Source organism: Pseudoalteromonas sp. GW168-MNA-CIBAN-0100 (assembly GCF_040309225.1).
GTDB classification, from domain to species: Bacteria; Pseudomonadota; Gammaproteobacteria; order Enterobacterales; family Alteromonadaceae; genus Pseudoalteromonas; species Pseudoalteromonas arctica.
The window spans coordinates 211,006-223,150 of sequence record NZ_JBEOOL010000002.1 but is presented as its reverse complement, the minus strand read 5'-3'; the positions used below and the strand labels follow the sequence as shown (position 1 = coordinate 223,150).

General features: G+C 38.3%; 10 protein-coding genes. All 10 read left to right on the top strand.

What is annotated here, in order from left to right; all coding sequences use genetic code 11:
- Positions 1-241 precede the first annotated feature (241 nt).
- Complete coding sequence (locus tag AAEY62_RS02120; protein ID WP_024589179.1) at positions 242-1,027, top strand: PRC-barrel domain containing protein; 786 nt, start codon at positions 242-244, stop codon at positions 1,025-1,027.
- A 287-nt stretch (positions 1,028-1,314) separates the two neighbouring features.
- Positions 1,315-1,722 carry a hypothetical protein gene (locus AAEY62_RS02115; RefSeq protein WP_024589180.1) on the top strand — a complete coding sequence of 136 codons (408 nt, stop codon included), beginning with the start codon at positions 1,315-1,317 and terminating at the stop codon, positions 1,720-1,722.
- Between the two features lie 100 nt (positions 1,723-1,822).
- Positions 1,823-2,281 (top strand): free L-methionine (R)-S-oxide reductase MsrC, encoded by a 459-nt coding sequence (gene msrC, locus AAEY62_RS02110; protein WP_007586917.1) that lies wholly within the window; start codon positions 1,823-1,825, stop codon positions 2,279-2,281.
- Positions 2,281-2,559, top strand: a complete 279-nt coding sequence (locus AAEY62_RS02105; RefSeq protein WP_002961910.1) for a hypothetical protein — start codon at positions 2,281-2,283, stop codon at positions 2,557-2,559. The genes msrC and AAEY62_RS02105 overlap by 1 nt, the downstream gene beginning before the upstream one ends.
- 15 nt (positions 2,560-2,574) lie before the next feature.
- The gene (gene proQ / locus AAEY62_RS02100; RefSeq protein WP_007586916.1) at positions 2,575-3,225 is read left to right on the top strand and encodes an RNA chaperone ProQ; all 651 of its coding nucleotides are present in this window, start codon (positions 2,575-2,577) and stop codon (positions 3,223-3,225) included.
- A 26-nt stretch (positions 3,226-3,251) separates the two neighbouring features.
- Positions 3,252-5,276, top strand: coding sequence for a carboxy terminal-processing peptidase (gene prc / locus AAEY62_RS02095; RefSeq protein ID WP_007586913.1), 2,025 nt, complete (start codon positions 3,252-3,254; stop codon positions 5,274-5,276).
- A gap of 181 nt (positions 5,277-5,457) precedes the next feature.
- Positions 5,458-6,921: a Na+/H+ antiporter NhaC gene (nhaC, locus tag AAEY62_RS02090; RefSeq protein WP_007586912.1), complete on the top strand. Its 1,464-nt coding sequence runs from the start codon at positions 5,458-5,460 to the stop codon at positions 6,919-6,921.
- A 47-nt stretch (positions 6,922-6,968) separates the two neighbouring features.
- Complete coding sequence (gene pepN, locus AAEY62_RS02085; RefSeq protein ID WP_350634524.1) at positions 6,969-9,563, top strand: aminopeptidase N; 2,595 nt, start codon at positions 6,969-6,971, stop codon at positions 9,561-9,563.
- Positions 9,564-9,785, top strand: coding sequence for a DUF2835 family protein (locus AAEY62_RS02080; RefSeq protein WP_101163783.1), 222 nt, complete (start codon positions 9,564-9,566; stop codon positions 9,783-9,785). It begins immediately after the preceding gene.
- A 252-nt stretch (positions 9,786-10,037) separates the two neighbouring features.
- On the top strand, positions 10,038-12,137 hold the full coding sequence (locus AAEY62_RS02075) for a DUF1302 domain-containing protein (protein WP_024589185.1): 2,100 nt from the start codon (positions 10,038-10,040) through the stop codon (positions 12,135-12,137).
- Positions 12,138-12,145: the final 8 nt, after the last annotated feature.

The window sequence follows — 12,145 nt, the reverse complement described above, 5'->3', positions numbered from 1 at the left end:
ACGCCTGCAAAATTGATGCAGGATCACTTGGCGGCTAAAGCCGCCTAAACGTTATGCACTTCAGATTTGAATCCGCGACCTTAAAATGTATAGATAAATCTAGATTAGCCTTGTATTCATGCTACTTCGGTGCGATAGCGAACAGATTGAATGAGAATATTGCTGCAAGCTTTTAAATATAAACTCTATTAACAAAACAATGATTTATTGTTTGCCATCTTTAACTTGGAGCAAATACGTCATGTTACATACTCTGAATGATTTAAAAAATTTAGCCATTGATGCATCGGATGGAGATATTGGGCTTACCAAAGATTTTTATTTTGATGATAAACACTGGGTGATCAGATATTTGGTGGTTGAAACTGGCACTTGGCTATTGAGCAAAAAAATATTACTTTCACCTATATCAATTAAAAAGTTGAATCAGAAACCACAGACGCTCACTGTTACAATTTCAAGAAAACAAGTTAAAAATTGCCCTGATATGGATAGCGAAAAGCCAGTTTCTAGGCAGTATGAGCTAGAATACATGCGATATTATGGTTACTCACATTATTGGGATAACACTGATATTTTGGGAGGTGATCCCGGCCCTAATATGATGTCACCTGGTAATTATAGTGTCGCACCAAAGCCTGATAACTTAGATGCACCAGATAATTTCGCAGATGTTGATGCTGCATTATCTCAAGATAATGATCATCATCTACGCAGTAGTAATGCAGTAACGGGTTACAAACTTGATGTCATAGACGGTGATCTAGGTCACTTACAAGGTATGTTGATAGATACCGACACCTGGGAAATTCGTTATTTGATTATTAACACCAGTAATTGGTGGTTGGGTCATCTGGTTTTGATTGCTCCCAAATGGATTAAAGAGGTGAGTTGGCCTACTTCTAAAATTTATGTTGATATGACGCAGCAGCAAGTGAAAGATGCCCCCACTTTTGACCCCTCAGTGCCTTTTAATCTAGAACATGAACAAAATTTGCAAACTCATTATGGTTGTAATGTTGAATAACAATATTACCTTTAAATGAGGTCTTTGATTGGTTTGTTTACGTCATTAAATAAGTATTCTTGTAGTAAGTCGTTTAATTCAACTATTTAATTCGAGAGTGTTGGTTCAAATCCCGACCTCTCGATCCATTAACAAAAAAGTCTAGTGCTTGTCTTTATTAAATTACCTAGCTTATATATTGTATGTTTTATCATCATAAGTTACGACCATAGTCTCTATTTCTAAGCTTTAGATCTTGGTGCATGCTTAATGCATTAAAATTTATACTCTGTATTAAGGATTATTAGATGAAACATCAACTCGCAAAAAGCGTCGCGCTTTCATTATTGTCCCCGGTAATTATTGGCAGCTTGTTAGGATTGTATTATGCACTAACGCTACAGGGTGATTTCTTATCCGTATTTTTTCAACTGTTGATGACTGCTATCTCAAATGCACATATTGTAGGCTTAACAATGGCGGCCTTTGTTGTGCCAGGGTATTTACTAATGTTTAAGTATTCTAAAGTTAATTATTCAGGTGTATTAACGCTTGGTTTGTTAGGTGGCGCTATATTTAGTTACTTATTAAGTGCCTCAACTGGCGAGATATTTTTGATTAATAGTGTTATGTCAGCATTTGCAGCCGGACTGTTTTTATTTGGTCTTCGTAAATCGGTAAAAAATAATCGCAGCATTATTGACCAAGCACGCTGATAAACGGTGCGATTTCCTTTTTTTTACCTTCAAAAGGTTCCAATTTTTCACGACAAAGAGTACCTTTAGCTACTGTATGTTTAATAAGAAGTAGTTTGGTATGCAAAAGCACGATTTTTACCAGTCATTAGTTAAGCAAACTGAATCGCTGATAGCTGGTGAATCTAATGTAATTGCCAATTTGGCAAACATAAGCGCGCTGTTATTTACCTCTTTAGAAGATGTAAATTGGGCGGGCTTTTACTTTATGGATTCTCCTACTGAATTAGTACTTGGTCCGTTTCAGGGTAATCCTGCATGCATCCGTATTCCCGTTGGGAAAGGGGTATGTGGGACAGCTGCGGCAACCGCAGAAACACAATTAATTGAAGATGTTCACGCTTTTGACGGCCATATAGCCTGCGATGCAGCGTCTAACTCTGAAGTAGTTGTACCTATCATGAAACATGGTAAAGTATTCGCAGTACTAGACATTGATAGTCCAAGTATTGGTCGATTTGATGCTGATGATAAAGCTGGTCTTGAAGCATTAGTGAAATGCTTAGAGGCGAGCCTGTAATGAAAGATTTGCTAAATGTTCAAGACTACCTATTTGCTGTGCAAGATGTTGGCGACTGGGAAGGCGAAGAAGAACATGTAGCGGAAACGCTCAATGATTTAATTCATATTGCATGGGATCGTCTACCAGATGATTCAGAATGTGAATTTATTGATGAAACAATTAATGGTATTTGGGAACACCTTCGAGGTGATATGGCTGTAATAGAAGCCGATTTCGAAGAGTTGGTCGACTGGGTAACACACTACGTCGATTCGTCCCTTGATGAAAAGATGTGAAAAATAGGTTCTAAAATGGAAACCACAAACAAGCTAAAAGATATTAATGAAGTGTTGGAATTTTTATATCAAGAATTCCCACAATGTTTTAAACAAAAAGATGGCATCAAGCCGCTTAAAGTAGGTATTTTTAAAGATATTGCTGAGCGTATTGAAGGGTCTGAAAAAGTAAGTAAGACTCAAGTTCGTCAAGCGCTTAGAAAGTACACGTCTAACTGGCGTTATTTAGAAGCTGTGACAAAGTCAGAGTTTCGTATTGATCTTGATGGTAATCAAGGTGAAAAAGTTGAGCAAGAGCATATCGACCATGCACAAAAAGCATTGGAAGAAAGCCGCGCTAAAATGGCAAAACGCAAAAAACAACAGCGTCCTCGCCAAGATTCTGATTCTAAATCTTTCAAGAAAAAACCAGCTCATGCTAGCAAAGCAGGCGATAAAAACGCACCTGCGGCTAACAAACCTGCTAAAGCAGCGCCAGTTAAACGTTCAGGAAAAATTGAACCTTTACCAGCAACTGAGGTCAAGGTTAATAATAAGGTTAAGGTTAAACTTGGCCAAGCACTTGTAAATGCAGTAATCACTGAAGTGAACAAAGATGACGTTCATGTTGAATTAGTGACAGGTATGCAAGTTAAAACCAAAGCTGACAGCTTATACATCGTTTAAGTTGTAAATAAATTAAGGAGTTGTGTATGAGTAAAAAGTTTACGCTCATTCCGTTAGTTGCTGCCCTGTTTTCAGGTTCATTATTTGCTGCTGTAGAAGCCGTTACAATTGACGATTTACCCCAGCTTAAGCAAGAGAGTCAACATGGTACTGCTAGCAAACGAGTGGCTAGCTTATTTGCTCGTTCACACTATACACCGGTTCGATTTAACGATGAGCTTTCTAGTAAAGTGTACGATCGTTATATCGAATCCCTTGATTTTAACAAAAGCGTTTTCTTAGCCAGCGATATCGCTTCTTTTGAGCAATATCGTGATGACTTTGATAACGCTATTACTACCGGTAAATTAGACTTTACGTTTGATATTTTTAACTTAAGTCTTAAACGCCGTTTTGAACGTTACGAGTATTCACTTACTTTACTTGAAAAAGAAATGACGTTTGATAAAGAAGATGAATACTTTTTTGACCGTGAGGATTCAGCATGGCCTGTGTCACAAGCTGAGCTTGATGAAATTTGGCGTGAGCGTGTAAAGTACGACGCACTGCGTTTAAAAATGACGGGTAAAGATTGGGAAGGCATTAAAGAAGTGCTGACCAAACGCTATAAAAATGCAGAAAAACGTTTAGTACAATCTAATTCAGAAGATGCTTTTCAAATTGTTATGAATTCGCTAGCACGCAGCATTGAGGCGCATACGTCTTATTTATCGCCACGTCGAGCAGAGCAATTCAAAATGGATATGGACTTAGAGCTTGAGGGCATTGGTGCCGTACTAAGCCCTGATGAAGACTACACTGTTATTCGCAGCTTAGTGCCGGGAGGCCCTGCAGATAAAACAGATCAAATTAAAGCTGATGACCGCATTATTGGTGTTGCCCAAGATGGCGAAGAATTTGTAGACGTAATTGGCTGGCGTTTAGATGACGTAGTTGATTTAATTAAAGGTCCTAAAGGGACTAAAGTACGTCTACAGTATTTAAAAGGTGTTGACGCTCACGGCGCACCTAAAGTTGTTGAAATCACTCGTGATAAAATTCGACTTGAAGATAGAGCGGCTAAATCAGAAGTATTTGAAGCCAAATACTCTGATTTAACAAGTAAAGTTGGAGTGATTGAAATTCCAGGCTTTTACAATAATCTTTCGAAAGATGTAAAAGTTGAACTGGCTAAGCTTAAAGAAGAAAAAGTTGATGGTATTATTATCGACTTACGTCAAAATGGTGGTGGTTCTTTATATGAAGCAACACAACTGTCTGGTTTGTTTTTTGACCAAGGTCCAGTGGTTCAAATTCATACCTTAAATAACCGTATTGAAGAGCAAAAAGATCGCGATGGTATAACTTATTACGATGGTCCTTTAACTGTTTTAGTTGATCGTTACAGTGCCTCTGCTTCTGAAATATTTGCAGCAGCTATGCAAGATTACGGTCGTGCGGTTATTATTGGCGAACAAACTTTTGGTAAGGGTACTGTGCAGCAGCACAAAGGCTTAGGCCGCGCTTATGATTTATACGATAATGCGCTGGGTAGTGTGCAGTATACAATTGCTAAGTTTTATCGTATTAACGGTGGTAGTACGCAACATAAAGGTGTGATCCCTGATATTTCGTTTCCATCAGCAATCGACCCTGCAGAGTGGGGCGAAAGTAAGCAAGATAATGCACTTCCTTGGGATAGCATTGTTAAAGCGAAATACAAAAAACTAGGTAATTTAACACCTATTATTACGTACCTTGAGAAACAACACGAAGTACGAATAAAATCAGAACCAGAATTTGGTTATGTATTTAATGACATTACCTTATACAACGAAGAGAAAGACCGTAAAACTATCTCTTTAGTTGAAGCTACGCGTATTAAAGAAAAAGATGAAGGTGAAGCACGTGCACTTGTACGTACTAACGAACGTCTTAAGCGTTTAGGTAAAGATCCGGTAGAAAACTTAGACGATTTACCTGAAGTAATTGAAGAGCTTGACCCATTTTTGGAAGAAGCTGCATTAATTACTCAAGATTATATTAATTATGGTCGTATAGCTAAGAAGTAGCAACTGGTTTTACCTCTATAAAAAAGGCGCTTTAGCGCCTTTTTTACTACCTAAAATTTACTAAATTGTTATAATCCTTGATTACATAAAGTTGAGCTAGATTAATGACGCTCAATTAATGCGCTTTACGTGCTAAAAATAATAATTAAACACACAGTAAGTGTGTGTAGGAGTCTCTACTTTGAAGCTATTGGATGACAAACCAATCAAGCCCGCCTCGTTTTTTGATGCATTAATTCCTATCTCTGTATTAATTTGTTTACTTGGTGCTGCAGTTTACTTATTTGGTGATAACTCTTCATCAGGCCCTAACCAAATTGCACTTTTATTTGCTACTTTTGCAGCGGCTTTAATTGGGCTTAAAAACGGTTATACATGGAAAAAGTTAGAACAAGCCATGATTGAAGGTATAACGCTTTCGCTTGGCGCTATCCTAATTTTACTTATGGTAGGTGCGTTAATTGGCACTTGGCTACTTTCTGGAACTGTACCAACTTTAATTTATTATGGCTTGCAAGTTATAAATCCAAGTTGGTTTTATGCAGCGAGTTGTTTAATTTGTGGCATTGTAGCTATGAGTATTGGTAGTTCTTGGACTACTGCCGCTACTATAGGTGTTGCTTTATTAGGCGTTGCAACGGGTCTTGGGCTTGAGCAAACAGTTACAGCAGGCGCGGTTATATCTGGCGCGTACTTTGGAGATAAGCTAAGCCCGCTGTCAGAAACTACCAACTTAGCGCCAGCAGTTGTAGGCGCTGATTTATTTGAGCATATTCAACATATGCTGTGGACGACAGTCCCTAGTTTTGTAATTGCACTGATTATATTTATATTCATGGGCTTTAACGCAACTGCTTCAAGCGAAGCGGGGCGTATTGATGAAATAACTGCTATTTTACAGCAAAACTTTAATATTGGTTTTGAAATGCTAATCCCGCTAATTGTACTTTTAGTTTTAGCGATTAAAAAAATGCCGGCCTTTCCTGCTATCTCTATCGGTGCTGTTGTAGGCGCTGTTTGGGCCATGTTGTTTCAATCTGATTTAATTGCTAGCCAAATTGATGTTTCTCAAGGACAGCTAGTTGGCTACTTTAAGCTTGTTTGGACGACGTTTTTTGATGGTTTTAGCATAAGTACAGGCGATGACAAAATGGACTCCCTACTTAGTGGTGGCGGTATGTCCGGAATGCTTACAACCACATGGCTTATTATGACTGCACTGATGTTTGGTGCCATTATGGAAAAAACAGGCCTTTTGGATATTTTTGTTAAAAGCATACTTAAAATAGCTAAAAGTACGGGATCGTTAATTGCGGCAACAATAGCAACGTGTATTGGTACTAACGTGATAGCGGCCGATCAATATATTGCAATTGTTGTACCTGGTCGTATGTTTAAAGATGAATATGAAAAACGTGGTTTGAAGCCTGTTAACTTATCTCGTACATTGGAAGATGGCGGTACAATTACCAGCCCACTAATACCATGGAACACGTGTGGCGCATATATGCAAAGCGTTTTACTAATAAATCCTTTTGATTATGCACTCTACGCTTTCTTTAATTTAATTAACCCTGTTTTAGCGGTGGTTTATGCCTACTTGGGTATTAAAATTTTACGTATTAAGCCAAAACAATCCGCCTAATTTTAAACAGCTCCTTTTAACTTAAAAGGAGCTGTTTTGGAGTATCTATGACTGAATCAAGTAAACCTCAAGCACAATATCTTAAAGACTATAAAGCTCCTGATTTTTTAATTGACCACACAGAGCTAACCTTTGACTTACAGCCATTATCAACCAAAGTAAGCTCTTTGCTAACGCTTACGCGTGTTGGTGATAAAAAAGCACCTTTAGTGCTTGATGGTATTGATTTACGCTTACTGTCTTTATCTATTGATACGGTTGATATAACTGATTATGAAATTATTGGCGAGCAGCTAATAATTAATAACCTACCGGATAGTTGCCAATTAAGTATTGTGACCGAGATATCGCCTGAGACGAATACTTCTCTAGAGGGTTTGTATTTATCTGGCGGTGCGTATTGTACACAGTGTGAAGCGCAGGGTTTTAGAAAGATCACTTATTACATGGATCGCCCTGATGTACTTGCCACGTTTGATGTAACTATTATTGCCGATAAAAAGTATTTACAACTTCTTTCTAATGGTAATCAAGTAGACAGTGGTGAAACACAAGATGGTCGTCATTTTGTGAAATGGCAAGACCCATTTAAAAAGCCGAGCTATTTATTTGCACTTGTAGCGGGCGATTTTGATGTTTTAAAAGATACGTACACGACTAAAAGCGGCAGAGATGTAGAATTAGCATTGTTTGTTGATAAAGGTAATTTATCTAAAACGCCCCATGCTATTGCCTCACTCAAAAAGGCAATGCAGTGGGATGAAGAACGCTTTAATTTAGAGTATGACCTTGATATTTATATGATTGTAGCCGTCGACTTTTTCAACATGGGCGCGATGGAAAATAAAGGGCTAAACGTTTTTAATAGTAAATGCGTATTAGCCAATCAAGAAACAGCGACAGATAAAGACTACCATACGATTGAATCCATTGTAGGGCATGAGTACTTTCATAACTGGACAGGTAACCGAGTTACTTGTAGAGATTGGTTTCAGTTATCGCTAAAAGAAGGGTTAACTGTATTTAGAGACCAAGAGTTCAGTAGTGATTTAGGCTCTCGTGCACTTAACCGAATTGATGCGGTCAAAGTTATGCGTACGCATCAGTTTAGCGAAGATGCAGGCCCTATGGCTCACCCAATTCGCCCTGAGAAAGTTATTGAAATGAATAACTTTTATACAGTAACTGTATACGATAAAGGTGCTGAAGTTATCCGTATGATGCACACATTACTGGGTGAAACTAACTTTCAAAAAGGGATGACGCTTTACTTTGAGCGCCACGATGGGCAAGCAGTTACATGTGATGACTTTGTAAGTGCAATGAGTGATGCATCAGGTGTTAATTTAGAGCAATTTAAACAATGGTACAGCCAATCAGGTACACCGCGTTTAAATGCAATTCAAGAATTTGATAGCAGCTCAAATACATATACTTTGACAATCGAGCAAGCAGCGCCGGCTAATCAGCCAGAGAATAAACCGCTTCATATACCTTTTGCTATTGAACTACTTGATGCCAATGGGCAAAGTATTGCTCTGCAATATAAAGGTAAAAAGCTAGATCATGTACTTGATGTAACAAATACGACTCAAACATTTAGCTTTGACAATATTTTAGAAAAGCCTGTTGCGGTTTTACTCGAAGACTTTTCTGCACCTTGTATTTTAAACCAGCAAACAACAGAGCCCGAACTATTGCATATTATGCGTTTTGCGCGCAGTGATTTTTCACGTTGGGATGCACAACAGCAGCTATTCATTAAGGCGATTAAATCTCAAATCACCGATGCAACGAATAGCGTATTAAGCAGCGAAATTATAAATGCGCTACGTGTACTTATAAACACCAAAGAGGGCGATTTAGCTTTAATTGCAGAGCTGTTTAAATTGCCGAGTTTTGACACGTTAGCTGCTGAATTTGATGTAATACCTGTAGATGACATTATTGAAATAACAGAAAAGTTTGAGCAACACATTGCTGATGAACTTGCTGATGAGCTTCTTAGTTGTTACGAATCTCTTGAAGATGATGGCAGTATAAGTGCAAGCGCTGTTGCGAATCGTGCTTTAAAGCAAATATGTCTGCACTACCTTGCTAAAACACAAAGCCCAGAAGCTGTAACCTTTATTAAAGAAGCTGCAAGCTCGACTAATATGACTAATGTACTTGGTGCCCTAAGCGCTGTGGTAAAAGCTTCACACCCTGTTAGAGACGAGCTTTTGAGTCATTTTGATAGTCAGTGGCGTCATGATGTTTTAGTCATGGATAAGTGGTTTGCACTGCAAGCTATGCAATCAGGCAGTACTGCTATAGATGATATTAAGGCACTTTACGAACACCCGTGTTTTGATTTTTCAAATCCTAACCGTGTACGTGCACTTGTAGGAAGTTTTAGCCACTTTAATACAGCACAATTTCATCGAGCAGATGCTCAAGGCTATGCGTTATTAGGTGATTTATTAATAAAACTTAATGCAATTAATCCACAAAATGCATCTCGTATGTTAACACCGTTTATGTCGTGGAAGCGTTACGATGATGTACGCTCACAAGCAATGAAACTGCAATTACAACGCTTAGCCAACTTAGATGGCCTAAGTGCTGACTTGTATGAAAAGGTTGAAAAAGCGCTCGCATAAATGATTGAGTATTATTTTATCTTGAGATTGAGCTATAACGAGTGCATGGATTACTACCATGGCCGTTTTAGCTCTTTACAAGTTGTAGAGGATGGCGGTAAAACAATTCGTTTTGCTGCTACGCATTTGAGGCCCTTCATTTCGAGCTTGGGTGTACGTGGCCGTTTTAGACTCTTATTAACCCCCGAAAACAAGTTCATCCGCCTAGAGCGAGTGGCCTGACACTCGGTTTTTATGTTATATATACATAAAAATATTGTATTTTTGTTAATTTCAATTTGTCCTATTGTTAAATTACGTGTATAAATTATCTGGTACGACGTCTTACCAATACGTAAGCGTTAACCAGAATAAAAAGTATATGACAGATTAAAGCGAGTATTTGTAATTTCACTGATTCGCTTCTATCGTTATGATTACACTAAAAACAATAACTTGATCACACAAAATGACCCGCGACAGGGGGGAACCAAAATGATAAGAAGATCGCTTTTTGTTAAAAATAGAATCGCTATAGGTTTAGCAGCCGCTAGCTTAGGTTTATCTGCAGCAAGTACTCAAGCTGTAACATTTGAAGCTGGAGGTTTTGATATTACCTTCGATTCAACCTTTTCATATGGGCAAAGTGTTCGCGTAGAAGATAGAGACTTTAACCTAATTGGTAAAAGTAATAATCCAGCATTTGATTGGACAGGATACAACCCAGCGCTAAACAACACTATTTACTCATCTCAAGATGTATGGGCTCAACCTGGGTCTTATTCAAATAACGGTGACGCGGGTAATTTAAATTTTGATAGTGGTGACTCATTCTCAAAACTATTGAAGGGCACACACGACCTTTCAATAAATAAAGATAACTACGGTTTATTCACTCGCTTCATGTATTTTTATGACTTTGCGTTGATGGATGGTTATCACGCTTATTCAAATCCTACATCAGGGCAGGGTGTCGATCCATGTGACGATAAAGACACCAAAGCACAAAGTTGTGCCGACATTCGTTTATTAGACGCGTTTGTATGGGCCGATTTTGATTTAAATGATGGTAATAACCCTTTATCTGTCCGTTTAGGCCAGCAAGTAGTTAACTGGGGTGAAAGTACGCTTATATCTCATGGTATTAACGTAAACCCAGTTGATATAGATCGATTAAAAGCACCTGGCGCTGAGCTAAAAGAAGCATTTATACCAATCGGTATGCTTTGGGCATCGCTCGGAATTACTGAGAATATTACGCTTGAAGGTTTCTACCAATATCAATGGCAAGAAACACGTTTACCAGCAGCAGGTACATACTTTTCTACTAATGACTTTGCAGCAGAAAATGGTTATCAGCAGAATGTTCAATTAGGCTTTACGTCTAATCCTGATATTGATGTTGCTTTTTTAACGGATAGTTTAAATAACCTAACATCTGATTTTGCATTAGCAGCATCTGCTCAAGGTATTGATCCTTCAAGTGCTGAAGGAAGCGCTTTATTAGCCCAAATGTATCTTGCTTACCCAACTAAGGTTGCGTTAAAAGGTAAAGGAGATAATGGTAAAAATGAACCTGAAGATGGCGGACAGTACGGTTTACGTTTAGGTATATTTTTACCTGAATTTAATGATACTGAAATTGCGTTATACCACGTGAACTACCATAGTCGTCGTCCACTTATATCTGGTCGTGTATCAAACTTTTCACAGGCAGCAATTGCTCAAGATTTAGCGATGATCATGACAACAGAAATTACGTCAGATAATGTTGCTGATTTAACGGCCTTCTCAAAAGCTGAAAACGACTACCCAGAAGATATTAAACTATATGGTTTAAGTTTTAACACAACTATTGGTGAAACAGCCTTTGCGGGTGAGTTTGCGTTTCGTCAAGATGAACCACTGCAAATTGATGACGTAGAGTTACTTTACACAGCTATGCCGGAGCAGTTAGCGCTTGCAGGTCTTCGTCCTGATTTTGCAGGTATTTCGCAAATGAGTTTTGGCGATGATATTAGCTCTGTTGGTGCGGGTGAAGTTGCTCAAGGCTATATAGAACGTGATACATCACAAATTCAATTCACGGCTACTCACTTATTTGGACCTTCATTAGGTGCCGATAGTTGGGCTGTTGTTGGTGAAGTGGGTGCTGTAAAAATTCATAACATGCCAGAATATGACGAAATGCGTTTAAATGTATCGGGTACTGGCCGTAGTGGCACAATTACAGGCCCTGGTACTACTGATTACTCAACATTGCAACTTGGTTTATCAAATGGCGCTGAAGAAAAATCATTTGCTACTGCGTCTTCTTGGGGTTACCGCTTAATTGCTAAAGGTGATTATTTTAACCTTTACAAAGGTATTAACTTCTCTCCACGTTTTGTATTTTCTCATGACGTAAATGGTAATACACCAGACCCTATGTTCTTATTTATTGAAGACCGTAAATCTTTAGGTGCAACCATGAACTTTAACTACCAAAATGCGTGGTCACTTGATGTGAGCTATAACTCGTTTTGGGGCGGCGGCGATATTAATACTTTCTCAGATCGCGATTACGTTTCTTTTAACTTAAAATATTCTATTTAGGGGTAACA